Source organism: Flavobacterium sp. 2755, assembly GCF_031455715.1.
Taxonomy (GTDB): domain Bacteria; phylum Bacteroidota; class Bacteroidia; order Flavobacteriales; family Flavobacteriaceae; genus Flavobacterium.
This window is the reverse complement of sequence record NZ_JAVDTG010000002.1, coordinates 228374-243648: the sequence shown is the minus strand read 5'-3', so window position 1 is coordinate 243648 and position 15275 is coordinate 228374. Positions and strand designations below refer to the sequence as shown.

At 34.2% G+C, this 15275-nt stretch carries 13 protein-coding genes; 6 read left to right on the top strand and 7 right to left on the bottom strand.

Annotation, left to right across the window (positions count from 1 at the left end; all coding sequences use genetic code 11):
• Positions 1-159 precede the first annotated feature (159 nt).
• The 6 genes from J2Y38_RS04870 (at position 160) to J2Y38_RS04845 (ending at position 4275) form a co-directional block, all read left to right on the top strand.
• On the top strand, positions 160-1374 hold the full coding sequence (locus J2Y38_RS04870; RefSeq protein WP_309840096.1) for a cysteine desulfurase: 1215 nt from the start codon (positions 160-162) through the stop codon (positions 1372-1374).
• A gap of 11 nt (positions 1375-1385) precedes the next feature.
• Positions 1386-1811 (top strand): hypothetical protein, encoded by a 426-nt coding sequence (locus J2Y38_RS04865; RefSeq protein WP_309840094.1) that lies wholly within the window; start codon positions 1386-1388, stop codon positions 1809-1811.
• A gap of 2 nt (positions 1812-1813) precedes the next feature.
• Positions 1814-2239, top strand: a complete 426-nt coding sequence (locus J2Y38_RS04860; RefSeq protein WP_309840091.1) for a SufE family protein — start codon at positions 1814-1816, stop codon at positions 2237-2239.
• An 89-nt stretch (positions 2240-2328) separates the two neighbouring features.
• Positions 2329-2652 (top strand): SUF system Fe-S cluster assembly protein, encoded by a 324-nt coding sequence (locus tag J2Y38_RS04855; protein ID WP_134138925.1) that lies wholly within the window; start codon positions 2329-2331, stop codon positions 2650-2652.
• Between the two features lie 82 nt (positions 2653-2734).
• Positions 2735-3244 (top strand): DUF2480 family protein, encoded by a 510-nt coding sequence (locus tag J2Y38_RS04850; RefSeq protein ID WP_256636613.1) that lies wholly within the window; start codon positions 2735-2737, stop codon positions 3242-3244.
• Positions 3245-3324: 80 nt separating this feature from the next.
• Complete coding sequence (locus J2Y38_RS04845) at positions 3325-4275, top strand: DUF3078 domain-containing protein (protein ID WP_309840087.1); 951 nt, start codon at positions 3325-3327, stop codon at positions 4273-4275.
• A gap of 169 nt (positions 4276-4444) precedes the next feature.
• Here the strand turns inward: J2Y38_RS04845 and hflX are convergent, their stop codons facing one another.
• The 7 genes from hflX to namA all read right to left on the bottom strand — a co-directional run bounded on the left by hflX (position 4445) and on the right by namA (position 15087).
• Positions 4445-5680: a GTPase HflX gene (hflX, locus tag J2Y38_RS04840; RefSeq protein WP_256636611.1), complete on the bottom strand. Its 1236-nt coding sequence runs from the start codon at positions 5678-5680 to the stop codon at positions 4445-4447.
• A 167-nt stretch (positions 5681-5847) separates the two neighbouring features.
• Positions 5848-6705, bottom strand: a complete 858-nt coding sequence (locus tag J2Y38_RS04835; protein WP_180857123.1) for a hypothetical protein — start codon at positions 6703-6705, stop codon at positions 5848-5850.
• A 128-nt stretch (positions 6706-6833) separates the two neighbouring features.
• Positions 6834-8183, bottom strand: a complete 1350-nt coding sequence (locus J2Y38_RS04830) for a DUF5689 domain-containing protein (protein WP_309840083.1) — start codon at positions 8181-8183, stop codon at positions 6834-6836.
• 17 nt (positions 8184-8200) lie between these two features.
• Positions 8201-11017, bottom strand: coding sequence for a TonB-dependent receptor (locus J2Y38_RS04825; protein ID WP_309840081.1), 2817 nt, complete (start codon positions 11015-11017; stop codon positions 8201-8203).
• 238 nt (positions 11018-11255) lie between these two features.
• Positions 11256-12473 carry an MFS transporter gene (locus tag J2Y38_RS04820; RefSeq protein WP_309840079.1) on the bottom strand — a complete coding sequence of 406 codons (1218 nt, stop codon included), beginning with the start codon at positions 12471-12473 and terminating at the stop codon, positions 11256-11258.
• A gap of 317 nt (positions 12474-12790) precedes the next feature.
• Positions 12791-13831: a Gfo/Idh/MocA family oxidoreductase gene (locus tag J2Y38_RS04815; protein ID WP_309840077.1), complete on the bottom strand. Its 1041-nt coding sequence runs from the start codon at positions 13829-13831 to the stop codon at positions 12791-12793.
• A gap of 185 nt (positions 13832-14016) precedes the next feature.
• Entirely contained in the window at positions 14017-15087 is a 1071-nt protein-coding gene (namA, locus tag J2Y38_RS04810) for an NADPH dehydrogenase NamA (RefSeq protein WP_309840075.1), read from the bottom strand.
• Positions 15088-15275: the final 188 nt, after the last annotated feature.

The window sequence follows — 15275 nt, the reverse complement described above, 5'->3', positions numbered from 1 at the left end:
TTATAAATCTGATTCGGATAATTCAGAAAATTGAATTGATTTTTACGGAATCAGCATTTACGCCTTGCTACAATGGTGCCATAAAAGGAAATTATAGAATTGCTGTATAAACAAATTTAGTTTTAGTACTTTTGTAAATAGATTTTTTCTAAATAAGACATGCTAGATATTCAAAAAATAAGAGCTGATTTTCCAATACTTTCACAAACTGTAAATGGAAAACCCTTAGTATATTTCGACAACGGAGCTACTTCGCAAAAACCACAAATCGTGATCGATGCAGAAGTAAAATATTATCAGGAAATTAACGCCAATATTCACCGCGGCGTTCACACTTTAAGCCAATTAGCGACTGATGCTTACGAGATTTCTCGTGGCAAAGTAAAAGAGCATATAAACGCAAAACATGCTCACGAAGTCCTTTTTACTTCGGGGACTACGCACGGAATCAACTTAGTTACAAACGGTTTTGCTTCTATTTTAAAACCTGGCGACGAAGTAATGGTTTCTTCATTGGAACATCACAGTAATATTGTTCCTTGGCAAATGTTATGCGAAAGAACGGGAGCAACTTTAAAAGTTATTCCGATTAATCAAAATGGAGAATTAATTCTTGAAGATTTTGATGCCCTTCTTTCAGAAAAAACAAAAGTGGTTACGGTTAATCATATTTCAAATGCACTCGGAATTATTAATCCGATAAAATATATCATTGATAAAGCTCACGCTGTTGGCGCTGCAGTTTTGATTGACGGTGCGCAGGCAGTTCCGCATTTAAAACCAAATGTTCAGGAATTAGATTGTGATTTTTATGCTTTTTCTGGTCATAAAATGTGTGGTCCAACGGGAACTGGAATTTTGTACGGAAAAGAAGAATGGTTAAATAAACTTCCTCCTTATCAAGGCGGCGGTGAAATGATTAAAGAAGTTACTTTCGAAAAAACGACTTACGCAGATCTTCCACATAAATTTGAAGCTGGAACTCCAAACATTGCGGGCGGAATTGTTTTAGGAACTGCAATTGATTATTTAAACAGTGTTGGCTTTGAGAATATTCACGAATATGAAACTGAACTTTTAGATTACGCTACAAAACGTTTATCTGAAATTGAAGGTTTAAGAATCTACGGGACAGGAAAAAATAAAGCTTCTGTAATCTCGTTTAATATTGATGGAATTCATCCATATGATGTTGGTTCAATTATTGACAAATTAGGAATTGCAGTAAGAACCGGACATCATTGCGCGCAGCCAATTATGAATTTCTTTTGTATTCCGGGAACGATTCGCGCTTCTTTTTCATTTTATAACACCAAAGAAGAAATTGACCAAATGGTCGATGCCGTTAAAAAGGCACAAACAATGCTAAGCTAACATCTATTTTTATGAGAATAATATCTTTATTGCTTTTAACGCTTTTTATCGCAACAGGCTGCTGCAGTCAAAAAAAGACAAACATGGCTACAACTCAAATTGAATATTCTGCAATGTCAAGAGGATATTACAAAAAGATTGTAGTTCAAAATCAGACTGTTTATGTTACAAACGGCAGAGATCAACAGCCTATTGAAACTAAAATTGACGATGCGAAATGGAACAAAATTGTTGCTGAATTTTCAAAAGTAGATTTAAACAAACTTTCGGCATTAAAAGCACCAACTGAAAAACGTTTTTATGATGGTGCAGCGATTGGAAATTTAAAAATAACTCAAGATCAAAAAACATACGAAACAGCAGGTTTCGACAATGGTTTTCCTCCAAAGGAAATTGAAAAACTGGTAAATTTACTGGTTGATTTTGCTAAAGAATAATTATGACAATTAAAGACATACAAAACGAAATAATAGACGAATTTTCGATGTTCGACGACTGGATGCAGCGTTATGAATACATTATCGAACTGGGGAAAAGTCTTCCGTTAATTAAAGAAGAATACAAAACCGACGAGAATTTAATCAAAGGCTGTCAGTCAAAAGTCTGGCTTCAAGGCGAGCAAAACGATGATAAAATTGTTTTCACTGCAGACAGTGACGCTATTTTGACTAAAGGAATAATTGCAATTTTAATTCGCGCTTTTTCTAATCAAAAAGCATCAGACATTATAAATGCTGATACTGAATTTATAGACGAAATTGGATTAAAAGAACATTTATCAGCAACTCGTGCAAACGGTTTGGTTTCGATGATAAAAAACATCAAAATGTACGCTTTGGCCTTTGATGCAAAAAACAAAAATTAAATTTCTTTCTGCCACGAATTTCACGAATTAACACTAATTTTTAAATTCGGGAAATTTGTGAAATTCGTGGCGAAAAAACAAATAACAAAATGGAACAAGAAATAGACACAAACGAATTAGGAGAATCAATCGTAAAAATTTTAAAAGGAATTTACGACCCTGAGATTCCCGTTGATATTTATGAGTTAGGATTAATTTATGACGTAATGGTTAATACAGATTACGAAGTAAAAATCCTGATGACGTTAACATCGCCAAACTGCCCGGTTGCAGAAAGTTTACCAAGAGAAGTTGAAGAGAAAGTAAAAACAATCGAACACATTAAAGATGTTGAAGTAGAGATTACTTTTGATCCGCCTTGGAGTAAAGATTTAATGAGCGAAGAAGCAAAATTAGAATTAGGAATGCTTTAAAATAAAGTGTTCAGTATTTAGTTTTTTAGTGTTCAGAAGTTACTGAATACTAAAAAACTGACCACTGCCTACTACAAAAATCATGGAAGAAATTATCAATAAAGTTGCCAATAGTGCTTTAGAAGTTTTTGATTTAGAGGATTATTATCCAAAAGGAATGCGTGTGCAAATTGACATTTCGCAATGGCTTTTGGAAGGATTTTTATTGAAAGAAAAAGACTTTAGAGAGCATCTTAAAAATCATGATTGGTCACAATACCAAGATCAATATGTCGCTGTACATTGTGCTACAGACGCTATAATTCCCGCTTGGGCATTAATTTTAGTAAGCGTTCATTTAGCTCCTTTTGCTAAAAAAGTAGTAAACGGAACTATTGAAGATCTGGATTCAAGTTTATACGAAGAAATTTTAAGCAAAATCGATTATTCGGCATACAAAAACAAACCGGTTATTGTAAAAGGCTGTTCAAAGAAACCGGTTCCTATGCGTGCTTATATTTTAGCAACGACTTATTTACAGCCCTTTGCCCGCAGTATTATGTATGGCGAAGCTTGTTCTGCTGTGCCTTTATACAAAGAATCTAAGAAATAACCTTCATTTTAAAGTAATATTCCCTTAACCTTCGGTTGTATTTTAGTATATTTGTTAATATACACTTAAACTAAACAACTATGAGAAAGCTGACGTTATTACTATTTATCTTAGCGAACTTTACTTTTGTTCAGGCCCAAAATTCAGAAAAAGAACTAATTCAGAATACCGAAAAAGCGGTAAAAAAAATAAACGATACAATTGAGGACGAAGGATGGAAAGCAAAAGGAACAGTTTCTCTTTTATTAAACCAATCCAGCTTCAATAACTGGATCGCAGGTGGTGAGGATAGTTTCTCTGGGACTTTAGGAATAAACTACGACTTCAACTACAAAAAAGACGATGTAACCTGGGACAATAAAATCCTTGCTTCTTACGGGCTTTTACAAACTAAAAATACCGATTTCGGAAAAAAGACTGATGACCGTTTAGAGTTTAATTCAATTGTTGGTAAAAGAGCTTTTGGTGAATGGTATTACTCTTTCTTTCTAAACTTTAGAACTCAATTTACAACGGGCTATATTTACGGTCAGGATGCCAATGGAAAAGAAATTAGAACCGAGCAGACTAAATTTATGTCGCCTGGATATCTTACTACTGGACCTGGTATTTACTGGTCTAAAGACGAAAACCTGAAAATAAACTTTGCTCCTCTAACTTCAAAATTCACTTTTGTAGACAACGCTTATACAAGTGGAATTGATAAATTTACTGGTCTGCCTTATGTAGATGGCGATTATTTTGGAGTTGACGAAGGTAAAACTATGCGTTATGAACTGGGTTTTTATGCTTCTGTCTATTACAAATTGGCCATTATGACGAACGTAACCGCAGAAAACACGTTGAATTTATATTCTAATTATCTGGAAGATCCTCAAAACGTAGACATCAATTACTCTTTAAATATTATCATGAAAGTAAACAAGTACTTATCTGCAAATTTAGCGTTCCAGGCTATTTATGATGACAATGCTTTTCAAGGTCTTCAAACCAGAGAAGTATTTGGTTTAGGGATTAATTTTGGATTTTAATTTGAAAGTCGAAACGCTTATATTTTACCGCAAAGAACGCAAAGATTTTATATGTTAAGTTTCATATAAACACAAAGTTCGCAAAGCTGGATGTAGATTAGCTTTGCGAACTTTGTGTTTTCTGAAAGATACTTTAATATAATCTTAGCGCTCTTTGCGGTAAATTAAATTAATCCTGCTCCTCTTCTTTCTCAACTGCATCCTTATAATCTGGATACAGAAATTTATTATATGGAAATCTTGTTATGTGAATCTGACGAACAGCTTCATAAACCGTTTCTCTAAATTCTTCAAAATTTTCTTTTTGAGTTGCCGAAATAAACAAGGCGTTATCTTCTCCCACATTACTCATCCAGGTTTGTTTCCATTCTTCAAGAGTCCAATGTTTTCTGGTTCTTTCGGTGATCAAATCATCTTCGTCAATGGTTAGATGTTTGTAAGCGTCGATTTTATTGAAAACCATAATGGTTGGTTTATCATTGCTCTTAATTTCCTGCAAGGTCTGATTTACAGATTCAATATGATCTTCAAAATCAGGATGCGAAATATCGACAACGTGTAAAAGTAAATCGGCTTCGCGAACCTCATCAAGTGTACTTTTGAAAGAATCAACTAATTGTGTTGGCAGTTTTCGAATGAAACCAACTGTATCTGAAAGTAAGAACGGAAGGTTTTTAATCACCACTTTTCGAACTGTTGTATCTAATGTTGCGAATAATTTATTCTCAACAAAAACATCACTTTTACCAATAGCATTCATCAAAGTCGATTTTCCAACGTTTGTATATCCAACAAGCGCCACACGAACCATTGCGCCGCGATTGCTTCGTTGAATGCTCATTTGTTTGTCGATTGTCTTGATTTTATCTTTCAATAACGAAATTCGGTCACGTACAATACGTCTATCTGTTTCGATCTCTGTTTCACCAGGACCACGCATACCAATTCCCCCTTTTTGACGCTCAAGGTGCGTCCATAAACCAGAAAGTCTTGGCAGTAAATAAATACACTGCGCTAATTCTACCTGTGTTCTTGCATAGGAAGTTTCGGCTCTTTGCGCAAAAATATCCAGAATCAAATTGGTTCTGTCAAGGATTTTACAATCTATAATTCGGGAAATATTTTTTTGTTGTGATGGTGATAATTCATCATCAAAAATTAAAGTCGATATTCCGTTTTCTTTTACAAAAAGATTGATTTCATCTATTTTTCCCGTACCCACAAAAGTCTTGGGATTCGGGCGTTCCATTTTTTGCGAAAAGCGTTTAATAACTTCACCTCCTGCAGTAAAGGTTAAAAACTCTAATTCGTCTAAATATTCATTAAGTTTTTCCTCACTTTGATTTTGAGTTATAATACCAACAATGGCTGTTTTCTCAAAATTTATAACTTCTTTCTCTAACATATCTTAAAATAAGCTACAAATTTAATCATTTGTATACTACTACAATTATAGAATTACGTTTTTAAATATTATTTAAAATGATAAACCATCTAAAAATCATGTTTTACAAAAGTATTTCTTTAATAAAACTTGATTTTTAAATGGCTTAAAAGGATTCAAAAAACTTTTTATTCGTAGATAAAAGTTTTTTCTGTTTTTACAATTCCATTTTCTTCAATCTGAGAACATGAAATTGGAAAATTTAATTTGTTGTATTTGTATTTTCGGCTTACCGCAACTAAAGCTGTAGACGAAGGACTAAAATTCATTTCGTTATTATATGAAATCGACTCAAAAGTAAATTCGTCTTCATGGTATGAAATCATTGGTACAATTACTTTATAATTATCTCCAAAAAGGCTTTGAACGATTAACTGATCTACCGATTTTTTATCATCATAAGTATACGTTTTAGAGATTTTATCTCCAACTAATCCTTTATGTTTTGATACATTATCGTTTACATAAACGTACTCGATTTTCCCGATAATTGCCTTGTTTCTATCACGTGAAGTACGTCTAACGATAGTACCGTTTTCAATGATATATTCAATATCTTCAACTAAATTTTGGTGATTTGTGCTTTTTTTAGTCGTTACTTTTACTCTAGCACCTTCATAAACAAACGATACAACTTTTGTAATATAATCCGGTCCTTCCTGATATTTTTTTACAAATTTTGTAATGTTGTTATCAGCATCATAAGTGTAATTGATAACTTCTTTCCAGTCACTTCCCACTTTATCTTTAACAGACATATCCAATAAACCTTTTTTGTTATAAAAAAAGTTCTGAATAACGTCTGAAGTTGTAATGGTTTGAAGTTTACCCTCTTTAAAGACCATTGTTTTATTTACAATTTCACCGTCTTTAGAATTTTGGTAATTTGTTTTTACAATATTGATCTGCTTCAATCTAACGTTTTCCTGACTCTGCATCAAGAATGGAAACACCATCATCAGGATGGCAATAAAGTAGGTTTTCATTTTGTTTTTGTATTGATTTGGGATGACCAAAATACAAAATTCTGCCAAAATTTGACAATTTAAAATTTAAAAAAACAGAAAATCAATTTTAGAAAATTATAAATCAACAACTTACATAAATACAATTCTTAATTCTCACCAAAAATCTTCACATCATCAACCATAAATGCACCATTTAGTGTTTTATCTTTTCCTGAACCCACATATCTAAAGGCAATATTTATAATTCCTGTATAGGCAGATAAATCTATTCCGCCAGAACTTATAAATTCACGAGTAGGAGTTGAAAGCGTTGGAACTTTTGCTTCTAATTTGGTCCATTTTGCCTTGGTCACACTTGAACCGTCAAAGTTTGTTGAGACATATACTTCGAGCGTATTTAATGGCGAATCGACTTTTAAATCATGCTGTGCGCTTCTAAAAGAAAGAACCGCATTTTTATAGCCCGTCAAATTAATTTTGGGAGAAACCAGCCAGGCAATATTTTCGACCGCTGTTGTACTTGTGGTATTAAATTCTGCATAACCATTTCCCGCATAAACCATGCTTTTCCATAGTTTTGTTGCTTTTTCTACAATGTTGCTCCAACCCGGAAGTGCAAAATTGACATTGTTTTTAACCGATTGAAAATCCTCTGCAAAAAATGGAACACTTCTTTTTCCGTTCATAACCACATCTTCTTCTGAACGAACCATTAATTGATAATCTGTACCAAACTTGGTTAAAATTCCTCTAACTTTCCCGCTTTCTTCCGGCACAAAATGATCTGCAAATTTTGCATAACTGCTTGTTCTAAAAATAATTTGATTTCCGGTTTTATCACGCAAGTTCCAGTTTGTTGATCCTCCAATATTATTCGATTCTTCAAAATAATGACGCCCCAATGCCCCTTCTGTAAATTCAACATCATTAAGTTCTATCAATGTGTTTAATTTACTATCGGATAGTGCATGTTCTATAGAAAGTGATTCAACCAGCTGATTTTCATCAATGATAGAACATGAAGCGTTTAAAACATTTTTATATTCATTTTGAGAAATTCTGCCTATTGTTGGATCGCCGGCGTTGTTCACATATAAACTGCCAATTCGTAATCCTCCATAGTACAAATCTGTAAACTGATTTTTAAGTTTTACATATACTTTATTCCCTATTCGATAATCGATATAAGTATTTGACACATCAATGGGAACGCTAAAACCAATGGCAGGAATTCCTTCAGAAGCTTTTGTCTGGAGTGAAATAGATTTAAAAAAATTCCCGCCTTCGTCACTCGAAACAACATAAGCTTCTATAATATCATCATACAAATATTGTTTAGCCGTATTGCTTGAAAGTTCATAAACTTTTTCTACCGTTTTGTTTACTTTAAAATCAGGCTGATTACATTCTAATTTTGGGTTTGCTATTTCTGTACTGCAGCTGTAGATAAATAATAATGATGAAGCTAAAAATGTATTTAAAATTATATTTTTCATGATAAATAGATTTCGATTTATAAACCGATTGTGAGATTTAAAAAATAGGTTCTTCCGTAACCGTAATAATATTTTGGACCAAATGATGGTGTTCCGCTGGATACATCTTGATTCAGTGCTCTAAAATTTGCATTTCTGGCCTGTTCAAAACCACCCGTTTTATACACTAATCCTAATGCATTATTAATGCTGGCAAAAAGCCCGATATACTTTTTATGAACGCGCCAGGATTTTCCGCCATTGATATTTAATAAGGTTATGGGATCAAATTTTTCTTGTTTTAATAATTCATTTCCTCGCTCAGAAGTTGCTTCGGGAAAAGGAAATCCATTTGCGGGATTAATGTAAAATTGTGATGTCCTTGAAATGGGTGAAACATCAATGTAATTATCGGTTAAATAATTAATATTAGCTCCAATCCACCAATATTTAGGATCTCGGTATTCCAAACCTAATGAGAGTGCATTTTGAGGCGTTCCGGCTTGTTTGTAATTTTTAAGATAGGCTTTACCAAAATCAAAAGCAGTCTGTGCTCCGTCTTTTGCAGCGTTTGCATCGTTTGTAATTGATACATTTGGATTGCTGTTGTAAATATAATTTCCGTAAGCGGCTGATAAAGTAGTTTTAAACGTTGACGAAATCTGATATTCAAAACTCAATTCTGCTCCTGTGTTTTTCTTATCTAAGTTTGTTAAAGTCTGACTGACAAAAGCATCTGTTGCGTCGTAACCCGCTCCGTTATCAAAAATTCCTTCGGCATAGAAAAAGGAAGTTTTCGATATGTTTTTAATCAGAGTATAAAAAGCTGTTAAACGTAATTTCAACTTTGGCGAACGATAAACATAATTGGCTTCGGCACTTGTAATGTTTTCACTTTCAATTCCATCAACTATATTATTATTTAAACGTGAATTTGAAAATGTGTTTCGAAGCGATGGCGCTCTGGTTAAATGCGCGCCATTAAAAAACAGCCATTGTTTTCCTGAAATTTTATAAGTGAAACCTCCTTTAAAACCAAAGTTTTCGAAAGTTACTTTCTCGCTTTTCCCTAAAGAAGTAGTTGGGTAAAGTCCGTTTTGGTACAATCCTTCTCTTTGATAATCAGAAACGGAATAGGATTGTGCCAAATAAAATTCAGTTTTATTGTATGAAAATTTAAACTGTGCAAAAGCATTAATTGTATTGGCTAAGAAATTATAGTTGTAGCCATAAATATCTCCTTTTACGACTTGTCTGTTTGGGTTTTGCAAGTCAGACTGTGAAAGGTCGCCTTTGTAAAATGGATCAATGTCTTCGAAATATTTCCCGCCAAGAAGATCTAGTAAATATTGAAAATTATGTGATTTTAAATTCTGATACGTAACTCCTCCATCAAAGGAAATATTTGGAGTTAGCTGCGTATTTAAGTTTGAATTTACTGCGAAAGTTTTATCATCTGTTCTGTCTTCATATAAAACATAATGGCTTTTTGCAGGTTCATAACCATTTTCGCCTGGTTTTTGATTTGCAGAATACATGGCGTTCCAGTCAATTTGCGAATTTGCCAGAAAGGTGAGTTTACTTTTTTCTGCATTTTCATAATCCGGCGTAAATGCTCCCGAAAATTCACCTTTGTCTTTTGCATAAAGCGAACTGAAATAACTCGGCATTTTTCTATAATAAACCGGATCAGGACTGTCGGCGTTTTGATAATCAATATTACTGTTTCCAACTTTCCCAAATTGATACATTACACTCGAATTCAGGTTTGTTTTTTCATCAATTTTAAAATAATGATTCAGCATGAACAACGGTTCTTCAACAGTTTTCACTCTTGCATTTCGCTTTTCGCCATTCTGAAATCCCCAATACGAATTGTATTTTTCGCTCATTAAACTGGTTACTTCGTTTGTATTTGGAGAATTTTTTCCGCGGGAATTGGGCGTATAAAATCCGGTAAAATTGAGTGAATGTTTATTATTGAATTTCTTCTCAACGCTCATAAAAAAAGAATCAGCATTGAAATTTGTTCCTTCAAAATAACCTTCATCTGCCCATCTTTTTCCTGCAGAAACTACATAAGCCCAGCCGTCAATATCCATTCCCGAAGCATAAGTTCCAATTGCACGCAAGCTGTAGGTTGTATTACTTCCTGAAAAGGTTAACTGTGCTCCTTTGCGATATAAAGAAGCGCGGGTAAAAATTTGCTGTGTTCCTAAAACACCTCCAAAAGTATAATTTGAAGTGGCCGTTCCAACCGAAAATTCCTGATTACGAAGTACATTATTTAGTCCGCCCCAATTGTTCCATTGCGGTCTGTCGTCGTAGATTTTATTCATCGTCATTCCGTTGAGCATCATGGTTCCGTTTTCACTGTCTAAACCACGAACTCTAAATCGGGCTTGACCCCAATTAAATGCCGATGCCTGCATAAAAGCATCTTTGGAAGATTGCAAAAGTCCTGAAGTCATTTCAGATGAACTATTATCATCAGACAAATCGCTTTCTAATAATGTGATCAGTGCAGCGGGAACTTCATCAGAATAAATATCTTCTAATTGTAATACCCCGAGATATATAATCTGACCAAAATTAGAATGAATTTTCAGCAGTAAATCTTTGCAGTCCTGACTGTGAATCAAAAGCAGCTGTTCTCCTTCTATAGGAGAACTCAATTCAAATTTGCCTCTTTTAGAAGTAAGTTTTGTTATAGAAGAATTTTGAATACTTACTACAACATTTTCAAGAGGATTTTGCGTTTTAGCATCAACAACAATTCCTCTAAAAACTGTTTCTTGTGCAAAGGCAAAACTAAAAGACCATAAAATAAAAAAGAGCACGTATTTTTTTACCATTAAAAATTCCAATTTACTTTGAAAATTGTTTTCGGATATTAATCTCCTATTCAAAAGATAAAATTGGTTTTTGGAAAAGAGTCTTGTCCGTAAGACAAGCAAACTCTAGGTTCAAATGTAGAAAAAAATAACGCTTAAAAAGAAATAAATTCTTACAAAAATAATTTATTTCATAAAGAAGTTTAAAAAAACATGGCGCAAATTAGCCTAATCCGTTAAATCTGTGGGCAATAAAAAATTAAGCAGTTGTTCGAATTTTTGAAACCATAAAGGCGATCAGAACACCAAAAATTCCAATAAAAGCAAAAGAAAACTGCAATCCGAAATTTTGAGCGATGTGACCAATTACAGGCGGTCCCATTAAAAAACCTAAAAAGCTTACACTCGAAACTATTGTTAAAGCTTCTCCCGGCGGAACTGTTGGGTTTTTTCCAGCCATACTATAAACGGTTGGAACAATAGTGGCAACTCCTAAACCAACTGCCATAAAAGCAATGGTACACGGAATAATATAAGGTAGAAAAACAGCTGTAAAAAGTCCGGCAGAAATCATAACTCCACTTATCTGCATGACACGCTCACGACCAAATTTATTGATTAATCCGTCGCCCAGGAATCTTCCGCCAGCCATCATAATCATAAAAGAAGTATATCCTAAAATTACTAATGGACCTGGTGCTTTTACTACATCTTTAAAATAAACTCCGCTCCAGTCAAACATTACACCTTCGCTTGCCATGCTGCAAAAACCAATTACACCAAGCCAAATTAAGGCGCTGTCTGGTTTTACAAAGATTTTTCTTTTCTCTGTATTATGTTTGATTTTTTCTTTGGCACGAATTAAAAATTTAAAATTAAAAGCTACCATTAATAACACAATTCCTCCAACAATCAGGAAATGATGTAATGGTGTTAAGTTTAAGGCCAGCATTCCTAAACCAACCAATGCACCTGTAAATCCGGCGAAACTCCACATTCCGTGGAAAGAAGACATGATTGTTTTTTTGAAAAGAACTTCGGTATAAACACCTTGTGTATTTACGGCTATGTTGGCTAAATTTCCGAATAAGCCAAATAAAAATAATCCAACCGATAACTGCAAACCCGTTGTGGCTAAACCTAAATTAGCCAGACACAAAACATACATTATTAGGGAGAAAACTAAAATGCGGTGACTTCCAAACTTCGTTACCATTTTTCCTGAAAAAGGCATGATAATTAATTGTCCCATTGGCAGGGAGAAAAGTATAGAACCTAAATCGCCTTCGGTTAAGTGAAGTGCGGTTTTTATATCCGGAATTCGACTTGCCCAGGTTGCAAAACTTAATCCCATTCCGAAATAAAACATTCCAACGGCAAAACGAATTCGGTTTAAATACGAAGCTTTTGCTTCTCTAAAAACTTTCTTGATTTTTCCTTTAGTCTGAAAAAGTTGTAGTGGATTAAAATTTATCAAAATGTATGCGTTTTGGGATTATATTATAAATGTACAAAAAACCTTTGTATTTACTTAAAGGTACAAATTGTTGAATTATTTACAACGTTATTGTTTATAAATAGCGGGGTTTTGCCCACAGATTTCTACGAATTTGCCCACGAGTTTTACGGATTAAACGGGTTTACACAGATGTTATTTTATTTTTACGCATAAAAAAAGACGCACTGCTGTGCGTCTCTACGATATATATTGTGTGCATTCTCTCTACAGATTATAAAAAATTAAACCAGCGTAAACCCGTTTAATCCGTAATCCCGATAGCTATCGGGAGTGGGCTATAAATTAATTACAGTACGCTGCGCGCTGCTTGCAATTGCTGCTTCGATAATCTGCATTACTTTTACGCCGTCTTGAGCGGTAACTGGTTCTGCAACATCGTTTGTTATAGAATTGAAAACGCCATCAAAAAAAGAGAAATAATTTCCCTGAAGTGTCGATACTTTTTCGCGAATTACTTTTCCGTCAATTTCAGTATGCAGAATTCCTTGTAAATCATCCGGTTCTTTTCCCCAAGATTCTAAGTTTGGTTTTTTACCAATTTTTAATTCATCTTCCTGAATGTCTCCACGATGTTTTAAAAAAGAACCTTTTTTTCCGTGAATGGTATACGCCGGATTTGCTTCTCGTACAAAGAAACCAGCTTTTAAACGTACTCTGAAATCGTCATAAATCAATAATAAATCGAACCAGTCATCGACTAAAGAGTTTTCTCTTGTAATTCTGACATCTCCAAAAACTGATTTTGGAGAACCAAATAAACAAATAGCCTGATCTATAATATGCGGACCTAAATCTTTTAAAACTCCGGCTCCGTCATTGGCGGTTTCTTTATGGGCTTTCGGACTTAATAACGGATTGTATCTGTCGAAGTGAAATTCGGCTTCTACTATATCTCCCAAAACTCCTTCATTGATTATTTTTTGAATGGTTTTGAAATCGCTGTCCCATCTTCTGTTTTGAAAAACGGCTAATTTTAATCCTTTTTCTTCGGCGATTTTGGCTAATTCTTCAGCCTCGGCTACAGTTGTTGTGAAAGCTTTTTCGACCACGGCATGTTTTCCTGCCAAAAGTACTTTTTTAGCATATTCATAATGTGTTCCTACCGGAGTGTTTACAATTACCAAGTCCACATCATCGGCTAATAAATCGTCGATTGAAGGATAACTTTTTACGTATGGATAATCTTCCTGAATTAGTTTTTTGCTTCTTTCCCAAGATCCTAATAATTCAAAACCCGGATGAATATCTAAAAAAGGCGCGTGAAAAACCTTTCCCGACATTCCGTATGATAATAGTGCTGTTTTTATTTTTTTCATTTTGTATGTTTTTTTTGCCACAGATTAATGTGATTAAAAAGGATTTTTTGTTTGCCACGAATTTCACTAATTATCACGAATTTTTAAGTTTTTCTAAACGCAATTATTTGTGGAAATTCGCGAAATTCGTGGCAAAAAAACTAAAAAAATCACTTTAATCTGTGCAATCTGTGGCTAATAAAAATTTAAATCTTAGCTCGTTCGTATTGTTTTGGCCATTGAATATCGCTGTCTAATTCTTTAGCGAAATCTAACGGTAAATTTGGATTTCTCAGTGATTCTCTGGCAAACAAAATTAAATCGGCCTGATTGTTTTTCAAAATTTCTTCGGCTTGTTTTGCTTCGGTAATTAAACCAACAGCGCCTGTCAAAATATTAGCTTCCTTTTTTACTTTTTCTGCGAAAGAAACCTGATAACCCGGACCAATCGCAATTTTTTGATGCGAAACCAGTCCGCCAGACGAAACATCGATTAAATCTACTCCTTTTTCTTTTAATATTTTTGAAAGCTGTACTGATTCTTCAGGATTCCATCCGTTTTCTGCCCAGTCTGTAGCTGAAATTCTAACGATTAAAGGCAAATCTGAAGGCCATTCGGTTTGAACTGCTTCTACAATTTCGAGTGTAAAACGAATTCGGTTTTCAAAACTTCCTCCATATTCGTCGGTTCTTACGTTGGTTAAAGGCGATAAAAACTGATGTAACAAATAACCGTGTGCGGCATGAATTTCTAAAACTTTGTACCCTGCTTTGACAACTCTTTTTGTTGCTTCTTTAAAATCGGAAATTACTTTTTGGATTCCGTTTTTGTCTAAAGCTTTGGGAAGAAAAGGTTCTCCGTCGTGATACGGAATCGCACTTGGCGCAACAGTCTGCCATCCGCCTTGAGCGAAATCTAATTTTTTATTTCCTTCCCACGGAGAAGAAACACTTGCTTTTCTTCCGGCATGTGCCAGCTGAATTCCGGGAACAGCATTTTGAGAAACGATAAATTCGTTGATTTGTTTTAGTTTTTCGATATGTTCATCTTTCCAGATTCCTAAATCGGCAGGAGAAATTCTTGCTTCGGGAGAAACCGCTGTGGCTTCCTGAATAATTAATCCGGCGCCTCCGCTTGCACGGCTTCCTAAATGAACCAGATGCCAGTCGTTTGCAAAGCCGTCAACTGCCGAATATTGGCACATTGGCGAAATAACAATTCTATTTTTTAAGGTGATGTTTTTTAAAGTTAAGGGGGAAAATAATTGTGAAGCCATGTTTGTAACTTTTAATGGTTTTGGACTACCAATAGATATTGACAGCCGTTTAAAAAGTAAAGTTACTGTATCTTGTTAAAACGAGAAATTGAAATGTTTATTAATTAACAAACATTTAAAACCTTATGTATTATATTGCGCTTTCAAATTAAAATAGAAACGCTACTTTTGTGCGTTAAATACGAACT